Consider the following 14636-nt stretch of genomic DNA (forward strand, 5'->3'; position numbering starts at 1 on the left):
TTTTCGTTTATAGTGGAGCAAATATTATGGAGACTTCACTATGGCCGGTTCAGAAACGCCGAAAATTCTGGTTGTAGACGACGATATGCGCTTACGCGCTTTGCTGGAACGTTACCTGGTTGAGCAAGGCTATATAGTACGCAGCGTAGCGAATTATGAGCAAATGCAACGTCTGATGGAGCGGGAAAACTTCCATCTGGTGGTGCTGGATTTAATGCTGCCCGGTGAAGACGGTTTATCTATCTGCCGCCGGCTGCGCCAGCAGGAAAATGAAATCCCGATTATTATGCTTACCGCCAAGGGTGACGAAGTCGACCGTATTATCGGCCTGGAAATGGGCGCCGATGACTACCTGCCCAAACCCTTTAACCCGCGCGAGCTGCTGGCGCGCATTCGCGCCGTAATGCGGCGCAAAAGCAAGGAGTTACCCGGAGCGCCCAGCCAGGCGGAAAGCATGGTGGAATTTGGCCCGTTTAAATTTAACCTCGCCACGCGCGAGATGCGTAAGGGCGATGAACTGTTGCCGTTAACCAGTGGCGAATATGCGGTGTTAAAAGTGCTGGTAAGCCATCCGCGTGAACCGTTATCACGCGATAAGCTGATGAACCAGGCGCGTGGCCGCGATTACTCCGCCATGGAGCGCAGTATCGACGTGCAGGTCTCGCGCTTGCGCCGTATGCTGGAAGATGACGCCGCTAACCCGCGCTACATTCAAACGGTGTGGGGCCTCGGTTATGTGTTTGTGCCGGATGGCAGTGTGACGTAGATGCGCTGTTTTCCGCGCAGTGCCTTTGGCCAAACCGTATTCCTGATTGGCTTGTTGTTACTGATCAACCAACTGGTGTCCTACCTGTCGGTGGCGTTTTATGTGATAAAACCCACCACCCAACAAATTAACCACCTGATTGCCAAGCAAATTAAAGTGGTGTTTATTGATGTCGGCCATCAGCAATCGGTGCTATCAACCGAGCTGACAGAGCGTTTTCAGCAGGCCACCGGCATTGAGGTTTATACTGAACAGCAAGCATTGCAGCAGGGGCTGGCAGAGGCCAGTTATTATGCTTATTTTTCTGATTTAATGTCACGTGAGCTGGGCGGCGAAGCTGAAGTGCGGGTGGCGCAGGGCGCTACCTATGCCTTTTGGGTGCGGCCGCCACAAGCGCCACAGTATTGGGTAAAGGTGCCGCTAACCGGGCTGGATGAAACTGACTTTTCGCCGCTGACCTTTTACCTGCTGTTAATTGGTGTGCTCAGCGTTAGCGGCGGTTGGCTGTTTGCCAGGCAGCTAAACCGGCCTTTGAAAAGCTTACAGCAAGCTGCATTACAGGTAGGCCGCGGCGAATTTCCGCCGCCACTGGCTGAACATAAAGGCTCAACCGAAATTATTGCGGTAACCAAAGCCTTTAATTATATGGCGCGCGGTATCCGGCAATTAGAGCAAGACCGGGCCTTATTAATGGCCGGGGTATCGCACGACTTGCGCACACCGCTTACGCGAATCCGCTTAGCGTCTGAAATGATGCAGGAGCCGGATAACTGGATCCGTGACGGCATTATTAATGATATTGATGATATGAACGCCATTATCGACCAGTTTATTGACTACCTGCGTCATCATAAAGAAGAACCCGGCCAAAAAGAAAACCTGAATATTTTAGTTCAAGAGCTGATGCAGGCCGAACATTTACAGCAGCGGCATATTTCTGCTGATTTGGCAGAAAACCTGCCGGACACTATATTGCGGCGTATCGCTATTAAACGCTTATTAAATAACTTGCTGGAAAACGCACTGCGTTACAGTGACGGCGATATTGAAATTTCCACCGGCTTTGAGCGTAACCGTAAGCGTATTTACCTGCAAATTCGTGACCATGGCCCGGGCATTCCGGATGATCAGATGAAAGCCATGTTTGAACCCTTCACTCAGGGCGATGTTGCCCGCGGCAGCGGCGGCTCAGGCTTAGGCCTTGCCATTATCAAGAAAATTGTCGATATGCATCATGGTGATATTACTTTGCACAACCACGCCTATGGTGGATTGGTTGTAACAGTGTATTTGCCGGTGCGTTAACACACTTCGTTGTTGTGTTATGTCCAATGCAGCTTGCTACACGGTTGAACAACAATTGTTACCACTATTTTAAACGTAAAGTTGCAGTCTTAGTTATATATTAAGGTTGCTCTGTCAGAAAAATTTACTTTCAATAGTTACATTTCTTTACAGTTGTGATAATAGAGTAATGGCTCACGTAAAAAAATATATAAGTTGAGCTTTCGTATTATCAAGTTGAAGTATTGGAGTAGAACATTTTGAAAGAAATTAAAACAAGTGTAATCGCAACAGCGGTAGCGATGGCAATTGCAGGTCCCGTCTCAGCCGCTACCATAGATCAATTTCGTATGGGCGCAAAAGTATCTGTTTATGGTTCTGATCGTCAGGTATCTCTGTTACAAGGCCAGGATATCAAGCAGCAGCCTTCCGCGTATTTAGTTCAGTTACATACGAAGCCAACCAGTTCTGTTTTGTCCGGTTCAAAAGATAGTGTGCAGCGTGTACAACAATTAAAGCTTGAAATTGCCAGTGCTCAGCAGCAGGTGTCGACAAAATTATTTGAGCTGGATACGCAAGCTCAGGTACTGACTAAAACCAAACATCTGGCGGCCGCTATCGTAGTTAAAGCTGACGATGGTGCGCTGCAAGAGTTGAAAAAGCATCCTTTGGTAAAGCAAATTCTGCCGGTGTATGACAGCAAGCCTTTAGTTGTGGAGAGTCAGCAATATATTAATGCCAGCCCTATAGTGTCTGACGGTATTGCAACGGGCAACGGCATCCGTGTTGCGATCTTGGATACGGGCATTGACTATACTCATGTTGCTTTGGGAGGTGCAGGTACAGAGCAAGCGTATGCTAACGCCATGAGTAATCAGGGCAATGTGAGCTGGCCACAAGGAAAAGTTGTTGGTGGTTTTGATTTTATCAATAACGACCCTAACCCGATTGATCCGAGTGACGAGGGGCATGGTACAGCTGTTGCGAACTCGGTAAATGGTATAGCACCGGATGTTTCTTTTTATGGCTACAAGGTTTGTGCACCTGCTCCCGTTTTATGTACTGGTTTAGCACAAATTAATGCGCTGGAAGCAGCGATGGATCCAAATGGTGATGGCGATCTGTCTGACCGTGTAGATGTGATTAATATGTCTTTGGGTGGCGACTTTGGTTCTACTGATACCAGCAGTGGTACTCAATTGCTTATCCAGCGCGCAGTTGAGCTTGGTGTCAGCATGGTAGTATCTGCCGGCAATGATGGACCGAATCCGTTTATCGTTGGTGGCCCCAGTACCACACCAAATGCGTTATCGGTGGGTGCTATGACACATCCCACTGCAGCCTCTGCTGTGTTGCGTAATAGCAGAATTGCTGGTGAAGATGTTGAAATCATTGCTGCTGGCTTTAATCCTGTGTCTGTCTTTAGTTTCACCAATATTACTACACCTTTGTTGTACATCGCAGAAAACGGTGAAGCATGTGATGCTTTTGCTGACGACATCGACTTTACCGGTAAAGCTGTATTGGTTGACCGGGGCAGCTGTAATTTCACCCAAAAAGTACTGAATGCACAGGCCAAAGGTGCAGAGTTCGTTATTATTGCCAATAACGCTGCGGAAGCCGGCGCGGTTAGCGCAGGCGGCGCTGCCGACGGCCTTGAGATTCCTGCGGTTGGCATCTCGATGGAAGTTGGTGACCTTATAAAAGCCGCTCTGCTGGAAGATGGCGTAGTTGAATACAGTATTTCGTCGGAATCGTTGGTTACTGCAGGTGCTATTGCTGATTTTACCTCGCGCGGACCAGCTGTTGACGGCTTACTGAAGCCTGAAATTACTGCGCCAGGTGTTGCTATTATGGTGGCCTCAGCAGGTGCAGGCGATGGTTTAGCACCTGCCAGCGGCACATCTTTCTCTGGTCCTATTACAGCTGGTGCAGTGAGTTTGTTGCGTGAAGCGCGGCCTGAACTCAACGCTTTTGAAGCCAAAGCTATACTAATGAACACTGCTAATCTGGATGTTACCGCGCTGCCAAGAAGCATTCAGGCGGACGCACCCCTTGCCCCTATCAGCAGCATTGGAGCGGGTTTGGTTGATGTGCAAAAGGCCATTGCCGCTCCTGCTGTTGCCTGGGTATATGACGCTACCTTTGATACAAAGCAAGCCGCACTGTCATTTGGCTTGCAAACACTGACAGAAAGTACTCAGCTTACTAAAACGGTAACCCTGAAAAACTTCAGTGCGCAGGCACGTACTTACGCGTTAGCCTTACAAGATCGCTTCAGCAATGATACAAGCAGCGGTGCGTTAAACTGGGATATGCCACAGACTGTGGAAGTTGGTGCCGGACAGACTGTACAGTTTGATGTCACTCTGACAATTGACCCAACTAAGTTGCATAAATGGCAGCTGGCTAATGGCGGCGTAGCTGCTGAAAAGAACGATATATTGACCCTGCTTGAATATGATGGCGCCATTGTTCTGAATGACAGCGCCACAGATGCCGAAAGCGACCTGCACCTTGTGTATCACATTTTACCTAAAGCTAATGCGGATCTGAAAATCCGTTCTGACATTACCGAAGAGGGTATTCAGTATGTGGTGCGTAATGATGGTGCGATAGCGGCACAGCCTTTTGCGGCTCAGCTGGTGGCCACTTCTGCTAAAGATGATGTAGCCCATGACATTCGCGCTGTTACACTGGATGTGTTGGATATTAGTACAGACTATTGTGCATCAGGATATATGCTGGCTGCCGGTTTCAGGCTGGACAAGCCGTTAAGCCATATGCCGCAGGCGAGCTTTAGTGTCATTTTAGATATTAACAGCGATGACGCCTGGGACTACGAAATAAACAGTTTGTTGTTAAGTCGTTTGGGTAGTTACGCAGATAATCCGGCTTTCACCGGCTATGTCGGCAGTTTTATTACCGCTTATGACACTTTAAATGGCGCAGTAGGTGATGCTATTCATGTGTCAGGACAACGGAATGTGACTCTAACCAGTTGCCTGGATGATGTTGGCCTGACTAAAGCAGACTTAGGCAAATCTATCAAAATAGCCTATGCCACCTTTAATGACGGCTCTGCTATTGGTGTAAATTGGGGCTCGCCGATTGATGATTTGATAGTTACGTCGACTGCACTTTCCCTGGCACCTGAGGTTTTGATAACTGATGTTGAAGGCAAAGCTATAGATTCTCTTGCACCTGGCGAAACCGCGAAACTGTCGTGGGATAATGTTGGCGGCAACGGCTTTGTATTGTTGTCTGAATCTGGCGACGGCGTAGCGGTAGCAAATCTAACCCAAGGCGATCAGGCACCTGTTGTATTGTCGGAGCAAGTTATTTCTGTCGAAGAACATACTGCAACCGGCACTATTATTGGCAAAGTGGATGCAGAAGTTGATTTTTCTTCTCCGGTATCAGAGTTTGTTTTGGTTGCCAGTAGCTCCAATACTGTGGCTGTGTTAAGTAACGGCGACGTCGTTGTAAGTAATAGTGGGTTGTTAGACTATGATGCCGGCTTGACGGAGATACAGCTTGAAGTTATTGCGTTAGATACTGACGGCAATATATCTGCGCCTGAATTGGTTAGGGTTCAGGTAGTTAATATCGCTGATGAAGCCCCGGAGGTGAGTTTGACAATGAACCACACTAAGGTAGACGTAGGTACAGCGATTGGTAAAGAAATAGGTACTGTTGCTGTTGTCGTCAAAGAAGCAGATGCAGAGCTGTCAGGGGTACAAACTAGCAGTGATTTATTTACAGTGCAGGGCGATAAGCTAGTACTTAGCCGCGTACCGACTAAAGCAGATGCCAAAATACATAGTGTTGTGGTAACTGCGACCGATACCTCCGGTATGACGGGTTCTGCGACGGTAAGCATCACCGTAAACAAGCCCTCCGGTGGTAGTTTTGGTTGGTTCAGTTTGTTTATGCTGCCATTGCTGCTATTGCGTCGTAAACGTGCGTAGCAATTAACGCCGCTTCGACAAAAAAGCAGAGCTAATAACTCTGCTTTTTTCTTGACCTCAAGTTAACTTAAGATATTAGCCTTGCTTTTGTATTTTACTACTGCCAGCTTCTGGCAGTGGTTAAGCTAGACTAACAGCTACAAAGTGCTAAACAGAGGGGGCAAAGTGCAATCTATTATTCAGGTAAACAACTTAAGCAAAACTTATCCGTCCGGTTTTCAGGCGTTACAGCATATTCAGCTGGATATTCGCCGGGGTGAAATCTTTGCCTTACTTGGCCCGAACGGTGCCGGCAAAACCACCTTAATCAGCATTATTTGCGGCATTGTTAACCCAGGCGAGGGCACTGTGTTGGTCGATGGCCAGGATATAGTGCAGCAGTATCGTCAGGCCAGGCAGCGTATCGGCCTGGTGCCGCAGGAGTTGTCGGTGAGTATCTTTGAAACAGTATGGGATACCGTTAGTTTCAGCCGTGGCTTATTTGGTAAAGCAGCTGACCCGGCTTATTTGCAGCAACTGCTGCGCGACTTGTCACTTTGGGATAAAAAAGACAGTAAAATTATGACGTTGTCCGGTGGCATGAAACGCCGGGTATTAATTGCCAAAGCGCTGGCGCACCAGCCGCAAATTTTGTTTCTGGATGAACCCACCGCCGGGGTGGATGTAGAGCTGCGCCGTGATATGTGGCAGATGATCCGCAGGCTGCGCGACAGTGGTGTGACTATTATTCTTACCACCCATTATATTGAAGAGGCCGAAGATATGGCCGACCGCATTGGCGTGATCCGCGCCGGTAAACTGATATTGGTAGATGATAAAACCAGCCTGATGCAAAAACTGGGCAAAAAGCAGTTACTGTTGCAGTTGGCCGTGCCTTTAGCGCAAATCCCGGCTGCGCTAAAGGCTTATCAGTTACAGTTGTCCGCTGATCACAACCAACTTATTTACACCTTTGATGCGCAGCAGGATCAGGCCACTATTGCCGGTTTGTTACGTCAGCTTAATAGTCTGGACATAGAATTCAGTGATCTGCATACCAGGGAAAGCTCGCTGGAAGATATCTTTATCAGCCTGATGGGGGATGCCGCATGAATTTCTACGCCATTAAAGCCATTTACCTGTTTGAGTTAGCCCGCACCTGGCGCACGCTAATGCAAAGTATCGCCTCACCGGTGTTATCTACCTCGTTGTATTTTATTGTGTTTGGCTCTGCTATTGGTTCCAGGATGGTGGCCATAGACGGTGTCAGCTACGGCGCTTTTATTGTGCCCGGTTTAATAATGCTGACTGTGCTGACAGAGAGTACGTCGAACGCTTCTTTTGGCATCTATATGCCAAAATTCTCCGGTACTATTTACGAGATTTTATCGGCACCGGTATCGGCAGTAGAAATTATCCTCGGTTATGTGGGCGCGGCAGCCAGTAAGGCTATTTTACTGGGGTTAATTATCCTGTTTACGGCGCAGTTTTTTGTCGATTTCAGCATAATGCACCCGCTATGGATGCTGACATTCCTGGTGCTTACCGCCATCAGCTTCAGCTTGTTTGGTTTTATTATCGGCGTGTTGGCCAATAGCTTTGAACAGCTGCAAATTGTGCCGCTGATGGTGATCACGCCGCTGACCTTTTTAGGCGGCAGTTTTTATTCCATCAGTATGCTGCCGCCGCTGTGGCAGCAAATTACGCTGTTTAACCCGGTGGTGTACCTGATCAGTGGTTTTCGCTGGAGTTTTTACGGCGTAGCCGATGTGAATGTCGGCTTTAGCCTGGCGATGATCCTGCTGTTTATGGCCAGCTGTATTGCCGTGATTTGCTGGATTTTTCACAGCGGTTATAAGGTTAAGGTGTAAACCCGTTAGCAGCTGGCAGTAAGGCTGTCAGCTGCGTATTTAGTGCCGTGATAACCTTTTTTTCCTGCCAATACTGGTTATGCGACAACGGGTTCCAACTGGCGGCGAGCCAGCCAAAAAAACCGCCGCCGGCGTTCACTTCAATATCGGTTACCAGTGCCGCATAACCGGGTGATAAATCGGCCAGTGGCCAGCCCAGCACATCGTCTTTGTCGTAGTAGTTATGCCAGACAAAGTCGCGGTGCGGTTTGTTAAACGGCACAATTTGCTCCATGGCATGAGCGGCAACAAAGATCGGAATATTACAGCCGGTGGTAATAAGGCTTAGCAGCCGATCGCCACGTAAAAACGCGATATCCTCGTCTGTCAGCGGGTTATCGCCGCTGATGCCGGCCTGATAGCGTTTGATATCCCGCCAGATGCCGGCGGCGGGTTTAATGCCGGCTTTTGCTTGCTGCGCATCCCACAAGTAGCAGGACAACACATGGCAGCCTAACGAATGTGCCAGCAACACCAGCTTACCATCGGCCGTTAACTGCTGTTTTGCCAGATACAGCGCCCGGGCAATTTTCAGCTGGCTGTAATGGTACAGACTATGTGGTTGTTCTTTGCGATGCTCCAGTGCCGCGGCATCGGCAAAGCCAAATAACATAAAACGCCGCAGTTTGCTCCAGCGTAAACGTGAGCCCACCGCTTGCCACACCCGTTGCTCGTTATACAGCAACAAATCCTGATAATACACAGTGCCGCAATACAGCTGTGATGCATCAGCGCCAAGCCCCTGCCGCAACTGATTAAACAGTTTATCAGCATAGTCCGGGCGTGTTTCTCCCATGCCGTGAATACACAACAGTGCCACGTGTTTCATCTGGTTAAGCCATATTGTTCTGAACTTGATTGTTACTCAAGATAACGCTGCATCAACGTCAGGACAACAACTATGATGCAGCGGACTCAGTTTTAAGGTCTTAATTTCAATAACCTGATGGTATGTGTTTTAACGTCTTGTTCAGTAAAGCGTACAGGTTGCCAGTGTTGTTCGCTGAACTTCAGTGTTTGATCGACAAAATGTGGCGAGGCCGGATCGTGTGACTGGCTATAGGCATGCAGCATTTCTGCACGGGGGCCGGCCGGGGTAAACTGCAGGGCCATAACAAAGCTTGAACCGGAGTTTAACGTATAGCCGTGGCGTTCCTGCCCATCGACTGTATGAGCTAACAAAGGGGAGTCTGGTCGCGCTGCGCCGGTAATATTGTTCGCCAGCTCAGAACTACTACGGGATTTTGCTCCACCTTCGGCCATATTAAATGCGCCTTCATAAGAATAACCGCCGGCCATGGCTATGGGGCCGCTGTCTTGCGCCTTCAACAAATATTGTATCGACGCCAAAGTTGCATCCGGCGTTATGTTTGCTTCTGCTAACCGCTTTACAGCTGCAGCTAATGCCAGCAGAATCGGATCTTGTTCCGGCAACGCTGTCAGTTGCGCCAACTGGCCGGGCGTAGTCGCCGGGTATTCTGCAGAGAAAGGTTGAGCGAACAAGGTATCGGCCAGCTCGCGATGGTCAGGCACCCGAAACGCTGCCAGAAACTCACGCATGATGTGCGCGCCGCGGCTGTGCTTATTGTAACGGCCATCCCATTGCGCCAACGCCGAACAAGCAGGAGCTAAATCAACGGTTTGGTTGTCTACTTCAAGCTGCGGGAATTGACTGCAGCGGGCCACCAGTTGCTCGCGAAACTCATCAGCGAACAGACTGCCGTTATAATTGAACACTTGTTTTAACTCGTCGCGGCTAAAACGGTTATCATCACCGGCAATCCGGTCGCTACTGATCAACTGTGCGTTATAGCGGCTACGCGGGCTGCGAATGCTGCGCTCGGGCCCATACATCAGGCTAAAGCCCTCTAATGGTTGCTCAAGATTCCCCAGCCAGTGGCTGCTGTTGGCGTTAAACAGATAATCTGCCCGGCTCAGTTGTGGTGCCTGTTGCAACGGCACTAAACCCGGTGTAACAGTATTACCGGAATCAACCCACTCGAAAACAGGCTCACTACCGGGCAGCAGCACGGAACCGTCACCGCTTTGCCAAATTGGGCTCAGCTCCGGGCTTTGTGATGCCCGGGCCCAATAGGTCTCAGCAACGGGATGCAGTTGTGGCACCTGGCTCGCATCAATGTAATGGGCATTGCCCTGGTCATCACTAAGTAAAGTGTTGACCCATGGTATGCCCTGGTGCTGTTCCAAAGCCTGATAAAACTGATGCTTCGAGGTAGATTTCCCCAACGCCAGCCATTGTTGCAGCATGCGATAGTTGCCGGCGTTTGCATCGCGGAAAGTGACGGCTGACGCAGCGTTCCAGCTGAGTGCCGGCGATAACATCCCCAGCTCAAGCATCGGGCCGTAATGGCTGCTGTATAAGGTTTTCTCCAGCGGCACTAAGCTGCCATCCGGCATTTTTACCTCTATAGTGACATTTCTGGCGGTCATATCACGATATTCAGTGCCATAGCGATAACGCAGCGGGTTTTGCGGATCCAGCTCTAACTGGTAAAAGGTAAACCGCTTAGATTGCGATACAGTATGAGTCCAGCCAAGATGTTTATTAAATCCAATCAGCACTACGGGTAAACCAATAAAGCTGACACCGGTCACATCCAGCTCACCGGGTATGGTTAGATGTTGCTGAAAAAAGCGCAGCTCGCCGTCCCAGGGAAAATGCGGGTTGGCTAACAGCGAGCTGATAGCGCCCTGTGTTTTCTCGTGTCCCAAAGCCCAACCATTGCTGCCCAAACCTTTAGAGGTAAATACCTGTTCAGCGTCAAGCTGCGGCAGAACACGCATTTCTCCTGTTGCCTGTGGCGGCTGTGCTACGGCCATTGGGCTAAGCAAGTTACGGCTGCTGGCAAGTGCTGCCAAATCAAGATGATATGCCAGTACATCTGTAGCGCTAATGGGTTGAACCCACTGCGCATCCCGGCAGGGGGTTGGATAAGTTGCCGGCGTCAATTCTGACAGTCGCTGGTTATAGCCTGCAGCATATCCGGCTAACAAATCTTGAGGATCTTGTTCCAGCTCAGGAAAGAACAATACAGCTTGTGCAGGAAAATCCAGCGCTTTATAGCCCAGGTCTGACAGGATATTAGCCTGATCAGTGCCTGGGCCTAAGTAGCGTGATTTCTCCGACTTTAATTTCATTATCTGTTCGGCCAGTGTGCATAAGTTTTCTTCTGCATGAACATAGCCAACACCATAACCCAGCCCTTTATGGGAGCCGGAGGTGATATGAGGTACATTAAATTCGGTGTAGCGAATAGTTACATCATCTTTACAGCCATTGAGCAGAATCAGGCTGGTGAGTAATAATGGCGCAGTGCGAAGCATCCTTAACCTCTCTTGCGTTGTGTTATCCCTTTACAACTAAGGCGGGGCCTGTTTCGATTATGTCGCTAAAGCGGGTGTTTCGCCAACAAAAATTTTCCAAGGGTTAATTTTGCATTATAAATATGTATTTTTAGGTGCCTGTCATCAGTGCACTCGTATTAGTTGGCTTGCTGGCGCTGCTGCTCCAGATACGCATACAGCTGCTCGGTAAAAAAGCCGTGCATTAAAAAGCGCTGGCCTAAATTCCAGGGCCCGACTAAATAATGCGGGTATTTGTTATAGGCCATTTCGCTCAGAGACTTATCGCCAAGCAGATCGCCAACGCGGATAGCAATGGACTGGTCAAGGTTAAAACCGTTAATGGCATCGCGGTATTCCTCCCGCGTTAGCAGCAGGCAGAATAAGCACATAAACAGCGCATGGGCGCTTTCAAAATCCAGCCATTGCGTGCGTTTCTCAGTAAATTCAAACTGTGCCATATCAATGCTTTGCCAGTGCTGCCAGTTAAGCTCGTTTGCTGTTAACGGCTGCTTTGGGTGGTGCCAACTGCCCAGCTCCGCGAACAAGCGGAACAGCTGTTGGTCATGCTCGACAAAGCTGGCGTGTTGCATATCGGCAATGCTTTTGGGATACAGCTGCACCGGGTTAAAACCGCTGCCCGGGCTATTGGCAGCAAGAAAATTCAGCACATTAGATTCAGTAGCATAGTGGCGCAAAATCAGTAAATTGGCTTCTTTGCTGACAAAGTGAGTGCAAAACCAGCAAATCAGCTTTTGTAAGCTGTTGTGCGCACTAAACTGTGGCAGGGGTAAGCGCTTAAAAAACCAGGTGATATGCAGCAAAATAGCAAAGATAAACTGCAGCAGTGGCCGTACGCCCCAGCGCAGCGGGTTTTGTAAGTCTTTTAACCATAGATCCAGCGCCGCCTGCTCGATGGGCAGTGAGTTATCGTTAGCAATGGCTTTTAAATAAGCGCTTGGGCCGCGGCTGTTGCTGTTATGACGCTCAGTAGTCATGCTCAACCTCTTCCAGTTGCAGGCAGTATAACCTGGCGGTAACGCGGGCGGTACGTACTATGGCCGTTAGCTGCGCCGGGCTTTGGCATAAGCGGTCTATCAACTGATACAGCTTCTGCATATGGTCGTCATCATTAGCGCCGTGGTAGCGCATAAAGCGGGTATAGCTGCCATCACCGCCGCTAGTTTTGTCAATTTGCGCGGCCCAGTCGTTGGCCATTTTCTGCCCCAGGCCTTCAATGATCCACATGGCGCCGATTAAATCGACCGGATTAGGCTGACCGGCGCGATACATTAAAAAGCCGTGCAGTGCTTCGGTGCCGATATTGCGCGGCGCCTGCTGAATGTCGTTTAAGTTGCCACCGGCAGCAACATAATCGCGCTCCAGCATTTCATAGTCGCGGTGCTCTTCGCGGGCATGGCCGATGATGGTTGAACGCACGTCGCTGTAATCGCGATCGAAGCTGGAGGCGCAGCGGCTGATCCAGCGCGAGCCCTCTATCACCTGCTGGCGCCAATTCAGCAGCAACTGGCAATAGTCGGCTTTACTAAACTGGCCGCGCTCCAGCCGTTGCAACAGCGGCACGCGGCCCAGCTGGCGCTCAAACTCAAACCACACCCGCATCAGCGCCTGTAAACATTGTTGGCCCTGCGGGCTTAATACGTGCTCTGTCATTCAGGCCTCCACTACGGTCAGTTGCATATAAGCATTATTAAAGCGGCCGCTCTCCGGTACCATGCATACTATGGTATCGCCGGTTTTATAGTTTTGCGTGCGGCGAAACTCGTCCAGCATAATAAAAATTGAGGCACAGCCGGTATTGCCGCGGCTGTACAGGTTGGAATACCACTTATGTTCAGCGATGCCAACGCCGGCGCGCTGCAGCATATCGAAGATTTTGCCGCGAAAATAATGCGATGAGTAATGGCACAATACGTGGTCGACCTTGTCCGGTTGCACGCGGCCCTCACTGATTAAACGCAGGTAACCATCGACCCCCAATTTAACGATATTTTCCAGCAGGCGCACATCCTGGCGGATTAACAAGGCGCCGGCGGCTTCGGCTTGGGCATAGGTAGCGTAGTCCTGCCAGCTTTGGCTATGGTTGCTATCCGTTGGGTAACCTACGCTCATACACACCGGATAGGCATCGGCATGCGAAAAACTGCGGATCCAGTCAATACGAAAACACTGGCCGCGCGCTTGGGTTTCCAGCAGCAGGGCACCGGCGCCGTCGGATAACATCCAGCGCAGAAACTCGGCGTTAAAATCCAGTGCTGTGCCAGCGGCCTCATAACGGCTGGCTTTAAATAAGCGCGAGGTTAATTCGCTGGCCACCACTAACGCATTGGGCTGCTCGCCGGCTTTCAGGTTCGTAAAAGCCGCTTTTAGCGCCATCATACTGCCGGAGCAAATACCGTGGCTGCTGTGCAGTTCTATATCGCTTAAGCCCAATTCAGCCTGCAGCATAGAGCCAAAGCCCGGCAGCACCACATCGCCCTGGCTGGTGGCGGCGCTGAGCATCTTAATCTGGCGTTTGCCGATAAAGCTGTCGGTTAAGCAATGCTCTGCCGCCCGCGCTGCCATTGCGGCGTTAGATATGGTGGTGTTGTGGTTGGCATCGATAGCATAGTGCCGCGTATGAATACCGTTAGATTGCAAAATACGCCGTTTTAACCGGCTGGGTTTGCCATGCACTAAACCTAACAGCGGCTCCATTTCGTCATTGCTGATAGCCGGGCCGGGTAAAAAGTGGCCTGTGCTGTTGATATACACACTCATGCGTTCACCTTGCGCTGCTGCAGTGCTGCCTTTAAGCAGCGCAGGTTTTCTTCCATATAGGGCAGCACGCACACCAGCGCCATAAAACCCAGATAATACGGCAGGTAAGTGTCGCCGCCATGGGCGTAAGGCATGCGCTGAAAATAAAATTCGCCCTGCCAGTTAAATGTCAGCAGTTTCACCACCACCGGGTAGTTAATCACGGCAATTAACAGCAACATATACAGCGGCAAGGTGGCTAAATAATTATGTGCATGCATCTCCCACAAGCTGATATGGCGCTTGGGGGCGGCGTAATGCACGTCGTAGTGGGCTACGGCTTCATGTGCCAGCCAGGCGGCAATGCAGATCAGCATTATCAGCACATTTACCTTAAACAGCAGGCAAAGCAAAATCGGCACTGCCATCTGGATGCCCATTAACGAGTGAATAAGCGACTCTTTTAAACCCGAGGTATGTTCAATCCGGGTGGCGCGGTGGCAGCACCAGTCAATAAACCCGGCAATACCCCACAATGGCAGAAACACATACAACATTAACTGAATAAGCAACTGGCTGGTTTGCAACACCGCACTCCTTCTG

At 49.9% G+C, this 14636-nt stretch carries 11 protein-coding genes; 5 read left to right on the forward strand and 6 right to left on the reverse strand.

From position 1 onward, the window contains the following. Positions 1–40: 40 nt before the first annotated feature. From ompR to Q8O77_RS05495, 5 genes are all read left to right on the forward strand, one after another. Positions 41–766 (forward strand): two-component system response regulator OmpR, encoded by a 726-nt coding sequence (gene ompR, locus Q8O77_RS05475; protein WP_305551840.1) that lies wholly within the window; start codon positions 41–43, stop codon positions 764–766. After that, positions 767–2071 (forward strand): two-component system sensor histidine kinase EnvZ, encoded by a 1305-nt coding sequence (envZ, locus tag Q8O77_RS05480; protein WP_305551841.1) that lies wholly within the window; start codon positions 767–769, stop codon positions 2069–2071. It abuts the gene before it with no gap. A 473-nt stretch (positions 2072–2544) separates the two neighbouring features. Then, positions 2545–6021, forward strand: coding sequence for a S8 family serine peptidase (locus Q8O77_RS05485; RefSeq protein ID WP_305551842.1), 3477 nt, complete (start codon positions 2545–2547; stop codon positions 6019–6021). Positions 6022–6186: 165 nt separating this feature from the next. Beyond that, positions 6187–7113 (forward strand): ABC transporter ATP-binding protein, encoded by a 927-nt coding sequence (locus tag Q8O77_RS05490; protein ID WP_305551843.1) that lies wholly within the window; start codon positions 6187–6189, stop codon positions 7111–7113. Continuing rightward, positions 7110–7871: an ABC transporter permease gene (locus Q8O77_RS05495; protein WP_305551844.1), complete on the forward strand. Its 762-nt coding sequence runs from the start codon at positions 7110–7112 to the stop codon at positions 7869–7871. The genes Q8O77_RS05490 and Q8O77_RS05495 overlap by 4 nt, the downstream gene beginning before the upstream one ends. Here the strand turns inward: Q8O77_RS05495 and Q8O77_RS05500 are convergent. The 6 genes from Q8O77_RS05500 to Q8O77_RS05525 form a co-directional block, all read right to left on the reverse strand. Continuing rightward, on the reverse strand, positions 7861–8739 hold the full coding sequence (locus Q8O77_RS05500) for a hypothetical protein (RefSeq protein WP_305551845.1): 879 nt from the start codon (positions 8737–8739) through the stop codon (positions 7861–7863). The genes Q8O77_RS05495 and Q8O77_RS05500 overlap by 11 nt on opposite strands. Positions 8740–8831: 92 nt before the next feature. After that, the gene (locus Q8O77_RS05505) at positions 8832–11255 is read right to left on the reverse strand and encodes a penicillin acylase family protein (RefSeq protein ID WP_305551846.1); all 2424 of its coding nucleotides are present in this window, start codon (positions 11253–11255) and stop codon (positions 8832–8834) included. A 158-nt stretch (positions 11256–11413) separates the two neighbouring features. Continuing rightward, the gene (locus Q8O77_RS05510; RefSeq protein ID WP_305551847.1) at positions 11414–12271 is read right to left on the reverse strand and encodes a hypothetical protein; all 858 of its coding nucleotides are present in this window, start codon (positions 12269–12271) and stop codon (positions 11414–11416) included. Continuing rightward, complete coding sequence (locus Q8O77_RS05515) at positions 12261–12947, reverse strand: iron-containing redox enzyme family protein (protein WP_305551848.1); 687 nt, start codon at positions 12945–12947, stop codon at positions 12261–12263. The genes Q8O77_RS05510 and Q8O77_RS05515 overlap by 11 nt, the downstream gene beginning before the upstream one ends. Continuing rightward, positions 12948–14054, reverse strand: coding sequence for a beta-ketoacyl-ACP synthase III (locus tag Q8O77_RS05520; RefSeq protein WP_305551849.1), 1107 nt, complete (start codon positions 14052–14054; stop codon positions 12948–12950). It abuts the gene before it with no gap. Next, positions 14051–14623: a diguanylate cyclase gene (locus Q8O77_RS05525; protein WP_305551850.1), complete on the reverse strand. Its 573-nt coding sequence runs from the start codon at positions 14621–14623 to the stop codon at positions 14051–14053. Before Q8O77_RS05525 ends, Q8O77_RS05520 begins: the two co-directional genes overlap by 4 nt. Positions 14624–14636 lie beyond the last annotated feature (13 nt).

The organism is Rheinheimera sp. (assembly GCF_030690345.1).
Lineage (GTDB): Bacteria > Pseudomonadota > Gammaproteobacteria > Enterobacterales > Alteromonadaceae > Alishewanella.

Bases quoted from the DNA above. Each gene is read 5' to 3' on its own strand.
- ompR (WP_305551840.1), top strand. From the start codon at position 41: ATGGCCGGTTCAGAAACGCCGAAAATTCTGGTTGTAGACGACGATATG.
- envZ (WP_305551841.1), top strand. From the start codon at position 767: ATGCGCTGTTTTCCGCGCAGTGCCTTTGGCCAAACCGTATTCCTGATT.
- Q8O77_RS05495 (WP_305551844.1), top strand. From the start codon at position 7,110: ATGAATTTCTACGCCATTAAAGCCATTTACCTGTTTGAGTTAGCCCGC.
- Q8O77_RS05500 (WP_305551845.1), bottom strand. From the start codon at position 8,739: ATGAAACACGTGGCACTGTTGTGTATTCACGGCATGGGAGAAACACGC.
- Q8O77_RS05505 (WP_305551846.1), bottom strand. From the start codon at position 11,255: ATGCTTCGCACTGCGCCATTATTACTCACCAGCCTGATTCTGCTCAAT.
- Q8O77_RS05510 (WP_305551847.1), bottom strand. From the start codon at position 12,271: ATGACTACTGAGCGTCATAACAGCAACAGCCGCGGCCCAAGCGCTTAT.
- Q8O77_RS05515 (WP_305551848.1), bottom strand. From the start codon at position 12,947: ATGACAGAGCACGTATTAAGCCCGCAGGGCCAACAATGTTTACAGGCG.
- Q8O77_RS05520 (WP_305551849.1), bottom strand. From the start codon at position 14,054: ATGAGTGTGTATATCAACAGCACAGGCCACTTTTTACCCGGCCCGGCT.